General features: G+C 33.0%; 19 protein-coding genes. 4 read left to right on the top strand and 15 right to left on the bottom strand.

Features of this window, described 5'->3' with window-relative positions:
• Positions 1–170: 170 nt before the first annotated feature.
• From Q1A01_RS08390 to Q1A01_RS08380, 3 genes are all read right to left on the bottom strand, one after another.
• Positions 171–626 carry a hypothetical protein gene (locus Q1A01_RS08390; RefSeq protein ID WP_299678834.1) on the bottom strand — a complete coding sequence of 152 codons (456 nt, stop codon included), beginning with the start codon at positions 624–626 and terminating at the stop codon, positions 171–173.
• 49 nt (positions 627–675) lie between these two features.
• Positions 676–900, bottom strand: a complete 225-nt coding sequence (locus tag Q1A01_RS08385) for a hypothetical protein (RefSeq protein ID WP_299678831.1) — start codon at positions 898–900, stop codon at positions 676–678.
• 97 nt (positions 901–997) lie between these two features.
• Positions 998–2278, bottom strand: a complete 1281-nt coding sequence (locus tag Q1A01_RS08380) for an acyloxyacyl hydrolase (protein ID WP_299678829.1) — start codon at positions 2276–2278, stop codon at positions 998–1000.
• A gap of 288 nt (positions 2279–2566) precedes the next feature.
• Between Q1A01_RS08380 and Q1A01_RS08375 the strand changes: the two genes are divergently transcribed.
• The 4 genes from Q1A01_RS08375 to Q1A01_RS08360 all read left to right on the top strand — a co-directional run bounded on the left by Q1A01_RS08375 (position 2567) and on the right by Q1A01_RS08360 (position 6114).
• The gene (locus Q1A01_RS08375; RefSeq protein ID WP_299678826.1) at positions 2567–3946 is read left to right on the top strand and encodes an alanine/glycine:cation symporter family protein; all 1380 of its coding nucleotides are present in this window, start codon (positions 2567–2569) and stop codon (positions 3944–3946) included.
• Between the two features lie 57 nt (positions 3947–4003).
• Positions 4004–4936: a peptidylprolyl isomerase gene (locus tag Q1A01_RS08370; protein ID WP_299678823.1), complete on the top strand. Its 933-nt coding sequence runs from the start codon at positions 4004–4006 to the stop codon at positions 4934–4936.
• 172 nt (positions 4937–5108) lie between these two features.
• On the top strand, positions 5109–5639 hold the full coding sequence (locus Q1A01_RS08365; RefSeq protein WP_299678820.1) for a YfiT family bacillithiol transferase: 531 nt from the start codon (positions 5109–5111) through the stop codon (positions 5637–5639).
• A gap of 106 nt (positions 5640–5745) precedes the next feature.
• Complete coding sequence (locus Q1A01_RS08360; RefSeq protein WP_299678818.1) at positions 5746–6114, top strand: hypothetical protein; 369 nt, start codon at positions 5746–5748, stop codon at positions 6112–6114.
• A gap of 178 nt (positions 6115–6292) precedes the next feature.
• On the opposite strand, the gene Q1A01_RS08355 is transcribed toward Q1A01_RS08360, so the two are convergent.
• The 12 genes from Q1A01_RS08355 to Q1A01_RS08300 form a co-directional block, all read right to left on the bottom strand.
• Complete coding sequence (locus Q1A01_RS08355) at positions 6293–6634, bottom strand: hypothetical protein (protein ID WP_299678815.1); 342 nt, start codon at positions 6632–6634, stop codon at positions 6293–6295.
• A gap of 135 nt (positions 6635–6769) precedes the next feature.
• A complete protein-coding gene (locus Q1A01_RS08350) occupies positions 6770–7123 on the bottom strand; it encodes a hypothetical protein (RefSeq protein WP_299678812.1) in 354 nt (117 codons plus the stop codon).
• Complete coding sequence (locus Q1A01_RS08345; RefSeq protein WP_299678809.1) at positions 7120–7443, bottom strand: hypothetical protein; 324 nt, start codon at positions 7441–7443, stop codon at positions 7120–7122. Before Q1A01_RS08345 ends, Q1A01_RS08350 begins: the two co-directional genes overlap by 4 nt.
• A gap of 97 nt (positions 7444–7540) precedes the next feature.
• The gene (locus Q1A01_RS08340) at positions 7541–8062 is read right to left on the bottom strand and encodes an exonuclease (RefSeq protein WP_299678807.1); all 522 of its coding nucleotides are present in this window, start codon (positions 8060–8062) and stop codon (positions 7541–7543) included.
• A gap of 6 nt (positions 8063–8068) precedes the next feature.
• Positions 8069–8542: a thioredoxin family protein gene (locus tag Q1A01_RS08335; protein WP_299678804.1), complete on the bottom strand. Its 474-nt coding sequence runs from the start codon at positions 8540–8542 to the stop codon at positions 8069–8071.
• A gap of 22 nt (positions 8543–8564) precedes the next feature.
• Entirely contained in the window at positions 8565–8831 is a 267-nt protein-coding gene (locus Q1A01_RS08330; protein WP_299678801.1) for a hypothetical protein, read from the bottom strand.
• A gap of 11 nt (positions 8832–8842) precedes the next feature.
• Positions 8843–9226: a hypothetical protein gene (locus tag Q1A01_RS08325; RefSeq protein WP_299678798.1), complete on the bottom strand. Its 384-nt coding sequence runs from the start codon at positions 9224–9226 to the stop codon at positions 8843–8845.
• An 8-nt stretch (positions 9227–9234) separates the two neighbouring features.
• Complete coding sequence (locus tag Q1A01_RS08320) at positions 9235–9738, bottom strand: cupin domain-containing protein (protein WP_299678795.1); 504 nt, start codon at positions 9736–9738, stop codon at positions 9235–9237.
• A gap of 4 nt (positions 9739–9742) precedes the next feature.
• Positions 9743–10522, bottom strand: coding sequence for a hypothetical protein (locus tag Q1A01_RS08315; protein WP_299678792.1), 780 nt, complete (start codon positions 10520–10522; stop codon positions 9743–9745).
• Positions 10523–10650: 128 nt separating this feature from the next.
• Positions 10651–11637, bottom strand: coding sequence for a toll/interleukin-1 receptor domain-containing protein (locus Q1A01_RS08310; protein WP_299678789.1), 987 nt, complete (start codon positions 11635–11637; stop codon positions 10651–10653).
• Between the two features lie 328 nt (positions 11638–11965).
• Positions 11966–13675 (bottom strand): S41 family peptidase, encoded by a 1710-nt coding sequence (locus tag Q1A01_RS08305; protein ID WP_299678786.1) that lies wholly within the window; start codon positions 13673–13675, stop codon positions 11966–11968.
• 69 nt (positions 13676–13744) lie between these two features.
• Entirely contained in the window at positions 13745–14917 is a 1173-nt protein-coding gene (locus Q1A01_RS08300) for a hypothetical protein (RefSeq protein WP_299678783.1), read from the bottom strand.
• Between the last annotated feature and the right edge of the window lie 694 nt (positions 14918–15611).

Here is a 15611-nt window from a genome sequence, read left to right as displayed (position 1 = left end):
TATTAATATGTAAGATTTTTCTTTATTTTAATTGTTGTTTAACAGTAGTGGTGTGTTAGTGTTTGTTTCAAAAATAATTATACAATAAAAAAGAGGCTATCTATGAGATAACTTCTTTGAGATATCATTTAAATCTATCGATTTAAACTAATTATTCAGGGCGTTGTTTGTTAACTTCTTTCAAATACGACTACGTCTATTCCTCCATTTTCTCCACTATCTCTAAGTTCTATACGATTTTCTGTAATAGACATGATATCCCAATCATCATTTAAATCTTCAAAATCACTAGATTGAGAAACAGAGAAAAAAATATTAAAATCGATATCATCATCAGAACTATCATCATCATCACTACTACTACTACTATTACTGTCATCAGTGACAGTGATAGACCAAGTACCCGTTAGTGTATTTGTGCCATTGGTAGCTGTTAATACACCTTCGCTTCCAAAGTCAAATGTATAGTCATTAAAACCTGGTGTTTCATCCTGTCCAGAATCATTAAAGTTGGTAATGATCCAAGTCCCTGTATTTGCAATACTTTGTGCTTCCATGATTTGAGCATCCGTGTTATTACTGCTATTGCTATTATCATCGGTAGTACAACTATGTAAAGCTATCACCTATGACAAATAAAGTACCAATAAATAATTTATTCAGTGTTTTCATAATTTATAATCTTGTTAATATCAATGTATCAGTTCCCCCATTACCGCCACTCACATCTTGAAGCTCTGCTTGGGTTTCTGTCACAGAAATGATATCCCAATCGTCTTCTAATTCATCTAATGGTGAGGAGGTTCCAAAATTTAATAGTAATTCGGTCTCATTGTTTATATGTGCCCATGTTCCGTTAGTAATAGTACCACCGTTGTTAGCTGTTGCGGTCCCATACAATAGAACAATTTTTTAGAGTAGATAATACAGCTACTATTCAAGAATTTAAAAATGATGTATTAGAAACTACATTTAATACAGTTTTTAGACTGTATTATTAAAATGACCTTACGTAGCCTATGCCTAGTTCTGTAAAATCAGCTTGTCCTAAATTTGCATTGATAAAGGCACCTGCATATAGATTATGTTTTGGCGCTTTATCAGTTCCTATTAAATAATACTTTAACCCTACACGCGTACTCACGGCTTTTTTAGCTCTAAATTTAGAATCAAATTCTCCAAATACCCATCCATCTGGAATTTCTCTAGGGGCAAAATCCCATCCTTCATTAATACGCCAATCAATATCATAAGCAGGTTTATGAAAATTAACACCCAATTGTAGTTCTACACCTACATGATTTAAAAGGAGTTCTCCTTTTGCAAAAAGCCCATAGTTAGATGCATTATCCCAAGGATTGTCTCTAAGAGAAACAAATTCTTCTCCGTCCCTAACTAAGAATTCATTCCCTCTTATATAATCATAATAATGTTCGTATACTCTGTAAAAAGCACCCACTCCAATTTTTAGAGTTTTGTTATATATCTTACCATATTCTGCTGAAATGGTGTAGACTTCTTTTTTATCATTAAAAATGGAAATATCACTAAATACATTTTGTCCAATACCTGCACGTATCGCAATATAGTTTTGAACGTTTCTTTCTGGTGTAGGCTGTTCTGTGATATTTTCTTTGTAACTCTTATACTTAGGACTTTTCAACTCAGCAGAAAGACTTAATAAGAATGAATTAAACCCTTGGTTAGGAAGCCGTGTATGGCCATTAGAATGATGAAAAAGACCAGCACCGACTCTGTAATTTATCGTTTCTGTTTGAAGAAAGTTATAGTGCATAAACGCTTTAAAAGACCAAGTAAGATCTGTACTTACAGCTCTATTAAAGAAGTTGGTATCAAAATCAAACTCATTTGTAAAGTAAGAGACACCTACACCTATTTGAGTGGTTAAGCGTTCTTTTTTAAACACATTAAACGCTACAAAAGGCACTACACTATAGGCACCGCCAAGGCTTTCAGAATTTCCAAAATTGGTATACCCTACACTTATTCCTGTACGTAATCTTTTAAGACGTTGTGCCCATTCTTGTGTGTTGTTTTCATGATGCCATAGGATATTAAAAACAGCTTGTATTTGAGGATTTCGTTCTGGAAATGTCTTATTAGACGCTACAGATGTACCAAAAACAAGTTCAGGAACTATCGTGATATTAGAAACATCTTCTTGTGCTTTTAATATGTGTAAATTACTGAATAATAGTAAGATTGATAGTAGTGTGAAACTTCTTTTAAATCGTAAAACACAGGTAGGATTTTTCATGTAGTTTTTAAATTTACAAAGTCGGAAGATAGTTCAATTAATTTATCTATCGAAAAAAGAGGTGTACTACCAATTAAAACATACAATAAGATGAATAATTTGTTGCAGCTTTATTCATACTTCAACTTCGCTCAGTACACGTATTTCAATATAAAATAGAACCGTAAGTAAGGCTATGATTTGATTTTCTATCTCATTTGAATACATTATAATTCAAATTCTTTTATCCAATTTTACATTCTAAATGGTATAAGTTGTAGATTTAAGCAAATTTATGGAGCATCATTTATGGAAAAATTAGACTCAATTATAAAAGCTTTTTCAGGAGCAGTATGGGGTATTCCTTTACTAGTTTTATTAATAGGCGGAGGTCTTTTTTTATTGTTTTATTCTCGTTTTTTACCTTTTCGCTATTTAGGACATGCTATTCAAGTATTACGCGGAAAGTATGATGATCCTGATGATCCTGGAGAGATTAGCCATTTTCAAGCATTAACAACTGCATTATCTGCTACAGTAGGAATGGGGAATATTGCAGGGGTCGCTGTGGCTATTGCGATAGGAGGGCCTGGCGCTGTATTTTGGATGTGGGTGAGTGCTGTTGTAGGTATGGCAACAAAATTCTTTACAGGAACACTTGCGGTAATGTATCGTGGTACCGATAGTGAAGGTGTTGCTCAAGGAGGACCTATGTATTTTATTACAGAAGGCATGGGGAAAGTATGGAAACCACTGGCTGTTTTCTTTAGTGTCGCTGCATTGATAGGAGCATTACCTGTTTTTAATGTCAACCAGTTAACTCAAGCAATTAATGATATATTACTCAAGCCTCAGGGAGTAAAAGTAGGACTTGAAACAAATCTTATTATAGGTGGCATATTAGTCCTTATTACTGGTTTTGTCGTATTAGGAGGATTGAATCGTATTAGTAAAACGGCTTCTCGATTAGTACCTTCTATGGTGGTACTGTATTTTATGGCTGTGATGTATATTCTTATTGTTCATATAGAAGTTGTTCCAGAATACTTTAAATTGATTCTTACCGACGCATTTTCAGCAACATTATACAAAGGAGAACCATTGTATGGAGGAATATTAGGAGCATTGATTGTACTAGGTATTAAACGAGGCGCCTTTTCTAACGAGGCGGGTATTGGTACTGCACCTATGGCACATGGAGCTGCAAAAACAGCACAGCCTATACGTGAGGGGCTTGTTGCGATGTTGGGACCTGCTATTGATACGCTTATTGTTTGTACACTTACAGCACTGGCTATTTTGGTAACAGGTGTATGGGAAAATACAGGAGCAAGTGGTGTAAGCCTTACGGCAACCGCTTTCGCGAAAGCAATCCCAAGCGCAGGAAAGTATATTTTATTAATTTGTATTGCGGTGTTTAGTATCTCGTCATTATTCTCGTATTCCTATTATGGATCAAAGAGTTTAAGTTTCTTAGCAGGTGCCAAAAACAAGAAATATTATAATATATTTTATGTGGCGAGTATTATGCTAGGCGCAACGACCACACTAGATATGATGATTAACCTGATAGATGGTGTATTTGCATTAATGGCTATTCCTACCATGTTTGCTACCATATATATGGCACCTAGAGTGATGAAAGAAGCAAAAAAATACTTCAGTAGTTTCAAAAAATCTAAAGGCTAATACTTTACCCTTCATTAGGATATAACTATCTTTGCACCTCAATAAAAAAATGAAGGAATGCAAGACGGTATTTACGCAAAATTTAGTACGCCAAAAGGCGAGATATTAGTACAACTAGAGCATGAAAAAACACCTGGAACAGTAGGTAATTTTGTAGCGCTAGTAGAAGGAAATATGGAGAATGGCGCTAAGCCACAAGGAACTCCTTATTACGACGGATTAAAATTTCACAGAGTAATTCCTGATTTTATGGTTCAAGGAGGATGCCCTCAAGGATCAGGTACAGGAAGCCCTGGATATCAGTTTGATGATGAGATTCATCCAGACCTTGTTCATGATGCGCCAGGTAAATTGAGTATGGCCAATGCGGGACCTGGTACCAATGGAAGTCAGTTTTTTATTACGCATGTAGCGACACCATGGTTAGATGGTAAACATACTGTTTTTGGATCTGTTATAGAAGGACAAGATGTGGTCGATGCGATTGCACAGGGAGATACTATGGATACTGTTGCTATTGTACGTCAAGGAGCTGATGCTGAAGCATGGAATGCTATCGAAGCTTTTAGAACGTTTGAAGGTGCTAGAGAAAGAAGAATTGCTGAAGCAAAAGCAGCTCAAGAAGCGCAATTAGATAAGATTGCAGCTGGATTTGATAAAACCGAAAGTGGTCTGAGATATAAAATAATTCAAAATGGAGATGGTGCAAAACCAACTGCTGGACAAATTGTTTCGGTACATTATAAAGGGCAACTTCCTGATGGAACTGTCTTTGATAGCTCGTATAAACGTAACGCACCTATTGATTTTCCAATCGGCCAAGGACAAGTTATTGCAGGATGGGATGAAGGAATCATGTTATTAAGTGTAGGCGATAAAGCGCGTTTAATAATTCCTTCAGATCTTGGATATGGTAGCCGTGGTGCTGGTGGTGTGATTCCTCCAGATGCTACGCTAGTTTTTGATGTAGAACTGGTTGCTGTAAAATAAGTTATATATGCTTTAGCGCTTTGCTATTCTAATGGTGGTGAATTTCACAAGTTCGCTTTCGCGAAAGCGTATAAAGAAAATAAAGAATACCTATTCATTAGTTGTATAAACTGTGAATAACTACTCATAAGAAAGTGCCTATTACCATAGGCACTTTTTCTATTTTTAGGGTATGGAAGCACTCAAATACCCAATAGGCACATTTACGCCACCAGATACCATTTCTGATGAGAAATTAAAGGAATGGATTACTATTCTAGAAGTATTGCCAGCACAATTGCGTGATATGGTAAGCGAAATGAAAGATGAACAATTAGACACACCCTATCGTCCAGAAGGATGGACTGTACGACAAGTAGTACATCATGTGGCAGATAGTCATCACCATAGTTATATTCGTTTTAAATGGGCACTTACCGAAGATAACCCAACCATTAAGCCGTATTTAGAAAAAGAATGGACCAACCTTCCAGATCTTGATGGAATGCCCGTCGAATGGTCTTTACGACACCTCGAAGCAGTACACTATAAATTAGTACGTTTGTTACGTAGTTTAAGTGATGAACAGTTAGAACGTACGTTTATACATCCTGATGGTAATAAAACAATTTCTTTACGTCAAAATGTAGGGCAATATGCCTGGCATGGAATGCATCACTATATGCACATAGCAAATCTTGTAAAGAGAGAAGGGTGGACGTAATTAAAATTCTAATCAAATTATAAATAGTAGGGAATACTAAGAGTTTTTGACGCTATTATGATATGGGCATTTTATGTTTAAAAAATCTATTTTACTTTTAAGTACAATGCTTTTATTAGAAAGCTGTTCTATGTTTTCTGATTCATTAATAGTCGTTAATGAGTTTGGAGATAGTAGTTATGAGAAGGTATTCCTAGAGAAAGGAGAATATTTACTTTTAGAAAAAGTAACTGAACAAGGAAAGAATTTTGATTTATTGACTGCTGTTACTTTTGAAAACAATGATAGTATTAAAATTTCAAGAAGTCCGTTAATTAACATGATAAGTAGAGAAGCGATACTACTTAAAATGAATAATGGAGATTTTGAAGTGAAAGATGAGATTACAATACATGTTTCTAAGGATTACACTATTTTTTTGGAAGAAATTGAAAGTAATCTAGAAAGAAAATATCTAATTATAAGAAAGAAATAATTGTATTGCAACAATATCTAGTAAACTACCTCTGGACAAGCCCGCGAGGCATTTATACAATACTAAATTTTAATTTATAGCTAGTCTCGGAGTATTATACCCTTTGGCGGTGCCAATAAAGATTATTTAAAAGCCTATTATTCATTATGAGTAATAGGTTTTTTTGATATTAAAATACTTAAGAGTTTATTGTTGCTTTAGCTAGTAGTTTATCTGAAATTCTATAAGTAGCAGCATACTGTAAATTAGCTTGCTGTTTTTTAAATTCAAAAAAAGCTCTTTTATACCATTTAGGATCTGTTGCTTTTTTTCTGTAATCTTCATTGGTTTTTACACCATAGAATTCACCATTAAACCAAGGTTCAATGCCATAGATACCAATTCCAAAATGCTCAATTCGCTCAAGGATAACTGCAAAGTCTGCTTCTGAAAAATAATGTATAGTATCGGCATCTGATTCTTGATGTATCTTTTGAAGGTCAGTGAAGATATGCTTTTCTAAAAACTCATTTTTATCCATAGTGTAGGTAATAATGTTGCAGAGGTTATCAGTCGGTAAAGGTACAGGTATTTCAGTATCTATTTGATAATCTTTAGAAAAAAGAAAATTCTTTATTTATTAGATACTATGTATATGAGGGAATATTAGATGTATTTATAGGATATGATTTTTTAATTCTACTTTCCTACCATCTAAATCTTGTACGATAGCCTTAGGTCCCCAAGGTGTTTCTTGTACCTCAGATAGTATTTGCCAGTTTGTATTCTTAAGTATCTCTATAGTTTGAAATAAATTTTTGATATCAAACCCGAGTCTAAGTGATGCGTCAGCTTCTTTCATTGACTTTGTAAATGGATATATTTCAAAAACAAATCCGTTTGTTTCACAAGCATAATGGTAAGGACCTTTCTCATGTTTGTGATATTCGAAATTCATACCTAATAATTCGTATTGTGATTTTAATGCTTCAGGGTTTTGTGTTCTAATGACAAGAAGGTTTAATCTCATTTTGATAATTTTACCCAATACGCTATTGTCTGGAGTTTTATTTTTTGATCTTGAGTTTTAAAATCAATTTTTTTTAGGAGCGCTATGATTGCTTCTTTTGAAAACTGATTGACTAAATACCAAGGAACTTCTTCTATGCTTATGTCCCATTCACTTTCAGTAATTTGATGAATCGAACTTTTGAGGCTTAATGGACAATTAATGTTTAATTTATATAATGTAAGTGCTGATAAATAGACATGTTTATTTTGATCTTGAGCACTTATAGACTTATTCCAAAGAATTTGGAATATTTCAAGTTGATTATTTTTTGTAATCAACTTTTGGATTAATGCGATAGCTATATCAAAATCATGATAACTTAGATGTTCACTAAAAATTGTTTCTATTTCTAATTCTAAATTTATGATAGCCTATTTATTTCAAACTAATCTTTAATCCCATTTCATTTTTCATAAGTACTAATACTTCAGCATTTCCCATGGCATCATCTACAGGGTTATGTGTATGAAAAGTTTTACGCAAATGTTTCCATTTTGCAAAAGTGTCTTTTTCTAAACCGCAATAGAGATCAGAGATTCTTCGGGAGGAATATCCAAAAGGATTTTCTTGTATAAAGTGATGGAAATACCAACACACAAACATCCAGTCAAAACCATTGTTATCACTTATAAAAATAGGACGTCCTTTAGAATTTTCTTCAATCCAGTTTTTGAAGTTGAGCATTATCGTTTTTGGATCATCAAAAGTTTGTGTTTTTTCTCTTGAAAAACCAGAAATGGCTAAGGCTTTTGGATCGTAGTTTTCAGATATAGGCTTTAGTTCTCCATAGAAAGTTCTATCTAGTTTTTCATCAACGAGAACAGCACCTAGACTAATCATAGAGTAATCTCCTGGGATAGGACCATCACTCTCTATATCGACCATAAAGTAACTCATAGTATTTTATTTATGATACGTATCTGTATTAATAAAAGAGTTCATCACCTTAGAGATGTTTTCAGGAATATCTTCATCCCATTCATCACTGGTGATTTCTGCAATGACGTCTGCATTTGGATTGGTTTTTATAAATGTAGGGATTACATTGATACCGTAATTTGCATGAACACCTTGTTTTTCTACATCTTCATCTACATTTATTTTAATGAAAACAGCATTTGCTAATGCTTCTTTTACCAAGTTACTTTTAAAGCTCTTTTTAAACCGTTTGCATGGGCCACACCAATCAGCATAGAAGTAAATAATAGCTACTTTGTCTTGTTTTTCTATACTTGTAATTAACTCTTTAAGTTGTAAATCTTGCTCATAATAATTGATAGTTGCTACTTTGGGTGCTTTTGTATCAGTTATTGTTGTAAACGAAAAGAATGTAACAGTGGTTAGAATAAGCGTATAAAGGAATATTGTTTTTTTCATAGGTATTACGTTACGGGACTTTTTATTTATGTTGTATTTCTCCTTCAATATATAATTTATATTCAGAAATAGTATCACAATCTTGCCATCCGCTTATATTATTCAATTCGAATAGCTTTTTTAACCCAAAAGTGTCCATTAAAAAAAGCCATCTTTCTTTGGTAATAATAGCTTCTAAAATTTGACAATAATCAAATAACTCAATGACTTTTTGTTCTGTATCTAAATCTGAAGAATAATACGTTGTCCCCTTTGGTTCAGGGTATATTCTGTAGGCTAGAAATTTCATTTGATCTTCTATTATAATTTGTCATTTTCTATTTTAGAAAACTTCTGTTTATCTGTAGGTAAAATATCAACTAATTCAAATCGATTTTTATTTAATGAGCTAAAGTTTACTTGACTCAAGTAAAGAGAAACAACGTCTCTATCGATCATGACTTTTCCTACACCAGCATAGTGCCTATCTGTTCCATCTTTTTTAACTCCAGAAATCCAGTATTCATCGCCAGTTTCAAGATCATAATAATTTCCTGCAATTCCTTGAGCCCCTGAGTTTTTTAAAGCTTTCCCGTTAAAATAGACGGTACGTCCAGATTTTGAAAATTCAACCATACCTATCCATGCTAAGCCATTATCGTTATAATCACTTTTTAATTCTATATATTTTAATGCAGGTTTCATAAGTGTATTTACAAACGAGTTAGTTGTGTTATCACAGCTTTATGTTCAGGAAACAAATCTATTAATTCCTTTCTGCTTGGTAAGACAAAATCTTTAAAATCAAAACCTGGTGCCACGGTACACCCTACAAAAGCATAGGTGTTATCGCCCACCACTTCGGCTGCAAACCAATCACCTCCTTGTACCACAAGTTGCGGTACTTGCCCTAAGATGATATCACGTCCAATAATATGATAAGTATAGTTCCCTTCTTTAGAAATGATATGTAATCGTATTGGAGCGCCGTCATAAAAATGCCAAATCTCATCTTGATTGATTTTATGAAAAGCAGAAAAACTATCGGAGGTCAATAAAAAGTAAATACTCGTCGCATAATTTCGATCACTGCCATAAACATCAGGAAGTGCATTTGCAGGTATACTTCCTTCACTTCGATACACTTCTTTATAATATCCACCTTCTGGATGGGGAAGGAGGTCTAAGGTTTTGATGAGGTTTTCTTTGGTGTTCATGGTTTTAATTATTTATAAAACGTTTCATCATTTCTACTTCTGTTGTAGCCATTTTAGTTATGAGGTCATATCCTTTAGGAATTGTAGAACTTTCATTAAAGAATTTTTTTAGTATTGCTAAAGACTCTTCTGCTTTTGAAAGATCTCCATTCATTAGCCAATACTCTCCTAAATATAAATATCCATATAATTTATTTGTGTCACTTTCATTTGATGCTAATAATTTATCAATTAAAGGCTTTGCTTTTTTATCATTTTTAAAATTGTCATCAAATAAGTACATATCAATCAGTAAATAGGTCTCTTTACTATTTTCTTTTTCTGCTTTTTTAGAATATAGATCCTTACGGTATACAAGTTTTCCTTTATTCATAAAATACCATCTATAAATTGAATTTTCAGGGTCGATTTCTTCTTCGAATACTCTAGTTTTATTATTAAAGTTAGTTGCTAAAACAAATAAATCGCCATCTTTTGTATTTATTATTTGAAAAGCTAATACAGCGTCTGGACCGTTTTCCTGAGTTATCGTAACATGTACTTTCTCTTCTTTAGTCACACGATAGTATACATTTTCTAGTATAGAATACATTTCATCATTTGTTAGTTGTTTAGATAAACCATTCATATAAAATGCATCAGCAAATGTTTGATGTACAAAATAGAAAATATCTATACCAAGTTGATTTTCTGAATATACTTGACCTCCTGAGATTTTAATTTTTTCTTGAGCGATACTATTTAGAGAACATATGATTAAGAGAGAAGTTATTATTTTTTTCATAGAAATTGATTTGTTTTGTTTATTGCCAAATTAAAAATAATAGATAAGCTTGAACGATATTGTAAAAAGAAAACCTTCGGAGTTAAACACGAAATTTACATTGTTTTATATGTTGTTGTATTTTTTATCTATTCTATCTTAATATTATCTATATTGTAGAATTTAGCGAAAGCTTTAGATCTTGCGTTTTCTAATTCTACCTCACTAATTCTTTTTTTTATTCCTGCGTTGTAAATTCCAGCTAAACTAGAATAATATGCATGATGATCTTTTAGATGCTTCGTTAGTTCTCCATATAAAATAAAATGAGGGTCAGTATCTATTCCATCATCAAGCATATATTCCAAAAAAGCAGCTTCACTTAAGGAAATTTTTTGATTAATCCATTTTTTGCAAAGCCTTATAATTGTTTTCATGTCAAAATCTGCATGATATTCATTATTGTGACTTAAACCGACAGGTAAGTTGTATTTTGTTAATAATTCAAAATCTTTTTTTTCATGAATTTCATCATCCCAGTCTTTATCTCCGAATGCATCATCAGATGTATACCACTCATAAAACTCTTTAGAATAATAAAATAGATTTTTTATTCTAGTTTCTAAATCAAGGATATATTTTTTTCTATCATCTTTACTGAAATTGATAATATCGTTTACTATTTTCTCAACTGAATTTTGAGTTATTACATTATCTTCAAATTTATTTAAAATCGCATTGTATGCTTTTTCTATTTCGTTATTGGTTACTTGAACAGCTAGTTTATCGACTAACATTGGTGAAAAGTTATAAACATCTTTAAAGTCTATACCTAGCCATATTGGAAGAATAATATTTTTCTCATTGTAAACCTCTTTACTAATAAGTGTTTCTAATTCTTTTTTGGTCCATTGTTTTGAAAAGAAACTTTTACTCAATATTAAAATCGCGTACCTTGAGTTTTTTATACCATTTGAAATTGAACTAAATAAAGAGTCTCCTATTTTTAGTGTAAGTTCATCATACCATACATTAAAACCATTATTTGTTAACATCTTAACTAGGGGCTTAACGAAAGTTTTTTTGTCTTCAGACGCGTGACTAATAAAAAAGTCAAATTTTTCTTCTTCTTGCATTTTTGAGTTTATAGTTTACAAACAATGTATATAGTTACCTAAAATACTATAAAAAAGATAAACCTCTTATTTATAGGAGTTTTGTTGAAGATTGTAATACTTTGATAAACTTATTCAACTAGTAGTTTGATCTCTCCCTTCCGTCTATATCTCGTTCCTGGATATATCCACCTTCCCTCGCTGAGGGAAGGAGCTTTTTAACTTTAGTCCTGATTTATAATTCTTTTATGTCTTGTTCCGCTTTATTGCTTCGCTCTCTCTATGGTCGTGAGTTTCCCTGGTTCGCTTTCGCGAAAGCGTATAAAGGAATACGATTATTCGATTATTTTTAGTCCTTTAAAATAAAAGCTTTTGCTGCTTCCAGTACGTCATCTTTTCCATTTTTGATGCCTTGTATGGTAGGAATAACCTTAATATCAGGAATAATACCTACGCGTTGTGTTTCGGTACCATCAGGATAATAAACACCAATTCCAGAAATCATAGTGACGAGTCCACCAGGTAATTCAATTTCTGAAACATCACCATCTGCGCCAGCGGTTGTACTTCCTATTACGGTAGTATGTACACCTGCTTGAAATGCCATTGCTGTGTATTCTGATTGGCTTTGAGAATTTTCATTCACCAAGACAACAACTTTCCCAGTATATGGATTTTTGGAAGGTGGAATGGAGAGCGGTTTGCTGAATGTAAATTCGCCGGGATTATTTTTATTAGGTACTGTAAATTTTACAAAAGGTGTCGACTCTTCTACAAAATAGCTACCTAATAAATAAGGGATATACGTATTTGGATAATGACGTAGATCGATAATGATTCCTTTGGCATTTATGAACTCTTTTTTAATTTTTGAGATATCACTTTTTTCGATATGCTTCACACTCAAGTAGCCTATATTGTGATCTAAAAAGTAAAATCGCTGTTCTTTATCTTGATCAAACCAGCGCTGAAGATCTAATTCTTTTCTTGGATATACGGCAACTTGAAAAGATGCTTTTTTACCATTTCTAATAATACCCACATCAATACTATCTTTATTAGAACGCAAGAGAGTACTGGCTAATTTTCTATATAAAGAGGCCTTATTAGAAACAGGGGTAATAGGTGATAGTTTTTTAATGAACGTTTCTATAGGTTGCCCTTCGATGGTTGTGATAATATCACCTATTTCAATATTTTTTTCTTGTTTTAATGCCTCATTATAATAATCTATAACTACAAGTTGATCTTCTATAAACTGCATTCTAAAAGGAGGGAGGTTTTTACCTTTCCATTCTTTAAGTTTATCATTCCCTTCCCACAGTGTTGCGTGGGTATCTTGAACATCTCCAATTATTTTTATAGCAGCGAGTTCGTATTCAAGTTCGTTTTTTGCATTTATAAATAGCGGGATGTATTCTTTTAGTGTTGTATCCCAATTTTTATCAGTGATGTGTTTATATGGGAAGAAGTAATGAATGATATTCCAGTATCTATATAGCGCTAATAATCTGTATCCGTCATCTGGATAGGTAGGTGCTGGATATGTTTCTTCTTTGAATTGTGGATTTCCTGTAAAAGGTTTTATAGAGACATATTGTTGTTTGCCTTGATGTCTATTGCGATAAATATGTTGTAGTACTTCTTTTAAGCTTGCCTTTAATTTATGATGTTCTATCCAATTCAAATTGGGTTTAATCTGTGCATTATTAGAAGTGGACGTGCATTTTTTACAAGCTGGAACTTCACCTAAAGTTTGTATCCACTCTAGTAGTAATTGATCTCTATCATTGGTTGTAGTTTCTAGATATTTAGGTAAAAATGCAAATAATTCATAATCCCATTGATAGGTTCCTTTAGCTACTGCGGGATGATGGTATTTTAAAAACCCCCAGATTTTACCTAATAGTTCTAGGTTATCAATACGCTCAGGTGTGAGGTTTGAAATGGTGCTATTTGACCCTTGTTCAAAGTTGCTTGTTGTAGGTTTTCTGTTTGTTGTTTGAGATTGACACGATAGGATTCCTATGACGAAAAGGAGGAGTGTAATTTTTTTCATTGATTGATATGTAAGTTCAATCTGTTGACGGATGGTCAGAAAATTTGTTACACAACATTCCTCTTTTAATTAACTTTTTGATTTATTCTCTTCTGCTTTTTTGATCATCGTTACTGCATTCTCATTGGAGGTATCAAGAGTTAAAGATTTTTTATAATTTATAATAGAATTACTCCAGTCTTTATTCTTAAAATACGCTTCTCCTAAGCTATCATATAAGTTTGCATCATTAGGCATTAAGGAAACACCATAAGCAAAAACTTTAATAGCAGTTGTAGGATCTTCTTTTCTTATCCATTCATATCCTATCATGTTTACAATAGTATTGAATCCTTCTTCTGTAAGTTCTTTTTCTGAATACTCTTTTGAGTTTATAATACTTTCTAAGAAACGCGTAGGGTTTTCTGTATCATTGTAGTTTTGATAGTGTTTACTACCGATGGATTCTTTTGGAAATAGGTCGGCAATCATGGTTTTATGATTTTCTTTACTGAGTTCCTTCTTCAAGTCAATGTCAATATATTCTGTATAATCATGAAAAAGATATACCCTCACCGTAAGTGTATTTAAGTTATATACGGTAGAGTATTGTGTAGAAAACACATCAGTATTAGATAAGTTTTTCATTACCTCTCCACAGTAGGTTAAAGACGATTCTCCTTCAGTTTTATTTAGAAATGAACGTCCGTTTTGGAAGTTTTCTAGTTCTACTTCATCTTCAGAAGCGATTTGTGAGTAATAGAAATTTGAGAATGCTTTTTCAGATTCCTCACCTATAATAAATAGATCACCTTCTACGATTAGGTAGGTTCCTGATTTATCGACAAAAACTATTTGACTACTAGATAAGGAACTTAAGTTTATAGTGTTTAAATAGTCACTTACTTGCTCTACAGTACTCATGGTTTGCATCACATTTCTGATAGCCGTTCCAATAGAAATATTTAATTTCCCGTCTGTATTTTCTATAGCTAATTCTGGATTTGCAAATCCATCAAATACTAATCCTGCTTCGTTAATGGCTCCTTGAGCAAAATTGTCAAGTAATCCCATATACATCACCCCATAGTTACCTTGATCTGCTTTTTCAAACCAAAACTGATTGTTAGGACTTAGCCAATCTTCATTGTTCCCGACAATAGTAATTCCATTTTTTGTGATCTTGTACATACTACATGCCATAGATAGAAATGGATTTATTAAGAAAATAAGTGCGAGTAATAGTGATGGTTTACGGATCATTTTGAAAGTTTTATTTTTCTAAAGACTTGCTATTTTTTTGAATGTTACAGTTTTGATGCTAGACTATTTCGTGAGGTACGAGTGACGAGCTTGCCTGCTGTAGGCAGGAAATCGCATAATTATAAGTTACTTGTGTGATCTCTCCTTTTGTCGATATGACTCAGAATCACTTTTGTCTCAAGACTCATACTTCATGACTTTTTTATAGCCATGAATCCTAATTCTTTTAAGTCTTGTTCCGCTTTCGCGAAAGCGTATAAAAGAGAAATCAAACCTCGTTATTTCGACAGAACGAGGTATGAGCGATGAGCTTGCCTGCCGTAGGTAGGAAATCGCATAATTATAAGTTGCTTGTGTGATCTCTCCTTTTGTCGAGATGACTCAAAATCATTTTTGTCTCAAGAATTATACTTCATGACTTTTTTATAGCCATGAATCCTAATTCTTTTAAGTCTTGTTCCGCTTTCGCGAAAGCGAATAAAAGAGAAATCAAACCTCGTTATTTCGACAGAACGAGGTATGAGTGACGAGCTTGCCTGCCGTAGGTTGGAAATCGGATAATTGTAAGTTACTTGTGTGATCTCTCCTTTTGTCGAGATGACTCAGAATCACTTTTGTCTCAAGACTCATACTACATGACTTTTTTATAGCATGAATCCTAATTCTTTTAAGCCTTGTTACGCTTTCGCGAAAG

The organism is uncultured Dokdonia sp., from assembly GCF_947492815.1.
Lineage (GTDB): Bacteria > Bacteroidota > Bacteroidia > Flavobacteriales > Flavobacteriaceae > Dokdonia.
Note: the sequence above shows the minus strand (reverse complement) of the source record. Positions and strands in the feature narration are given on the sequence as shown.

Excerpts from the sequence above, each read along its gene's own strand:
- Q1A01_RS08335 (WP_299678804.1), bottom strand. The coding sequence starts at position 8,542 with ATGAAAAAAACAATATTCCTTTATACGCTTATTCTAACCACTGTTACA.
- Q1A01_RS08370 (WP_299678823.1), top strand. The coding sequence starts at position 4,004 with ATGCAAGACGGTATTTACGCAAAATTTAGTACGCCAAAAGGCGAGATA.
- Q1A01_RS08340 (WP_299678807.1), bottom strand. The coding sequence starts at position 8,062 with ATGAGTTACTTTATGGTCGATATAGAGAGTGATGGTCCTATCCCAGGA.
- Q1A01_RS08320 (WP_299678795.1), bottom strand. The coding sequence starts at position 9,738 with ATGAACACCAAAGAAAACCTCATCAAAACCTTAGACCTCCTTCCCCAT.
- Q1A01_RS08380 (WP_299678829.1), bottom strand. The coding sequence starts at position 2,278 with ATGAAAAATCCTACCTGTGTTTTACGATTTAAAAGAAGTTTCACACTA.
- Q1A01_RS08365 (WP_299678820.1), top strand. The coding sequence starts at position 5,109 with ATGGAAGCACTCAAATACCCAATAGGCACATTTACGCCACCAGATACC.
- Q1A01_RS08350 (WP_299678812.1), bottom strand. The coding sequence starts at position 7,123 with ATGAGATTAAACCTTCTTGTCATTAGAACACAAAACCCTGAAGCATTA.
- Q1A01_RS08300 (WP_299678783.1), bottom strand. The coding sequence starts at position 14,917 with ATGATCCGTAAACCATCACTATTACTCGCACTTATTTTCTTAATAAAT.
- Q1A01_RS08375 (WP_299678826.1), top strand. The coding sequence starts at position 2,567 with ATGGAAAAATTAGACTCAATTATAAAAGCTTTTTCAGGAGCAGTATGG.
- Q1A01_RS08330 (WP_299678801.1), bottom strand. The coding sequence starts at position 8,831 with ATGAAATTTCTAGCCTACAGAATATACCCTGAACCAAAGGGGACAACG.
- Q1A01_RS08355 (WP_299678815.1), bottom strand. The coding sequence starts at position 6,634 with ATGGATAAAAATGAGTTTTTAGAAAAGCATATCTTCACTGACCTTCAA.
- Q1A01_RS08325 (WP_299678798.1), bottom strand. The coding sequence starts at position 9,226 with ATGAAACCTGCATTAAAATATATAGAATTAAAAAGTGATTATAACGAT.
- Q1A01_RS08310 (WP_299678789.1), bottom strand. The coding sequence starts at position 11,637 with ATGCAAGAAGAAGAAAAATTTGACTTTTTTATTAGTCACGCGTCTGAA.
- Q1A01_RS08315 (WP_299678792.1), bottom strand. The coding sequence starts at position 10,522 with ATGAAAAAAATAATAACTTCTCTCTTAATCATATGTTCTCTAAATAGT.
- Q1A01_RS08360 (WP_299678818.1), top strand. The coding sequence starts at position 5,746 with ATGCTTTTATTAGAAAGCTGTTCTATGTTTTCTGATTCATTAATAGTC.
- Q1A01_RS08305 (WP_299678786.1), bottom strand. The coding sequence starts at position 13,675 with ATGAAAAAAATTACACTCCTCCTTTTCGTCATAGGAATCCTATCGTGT.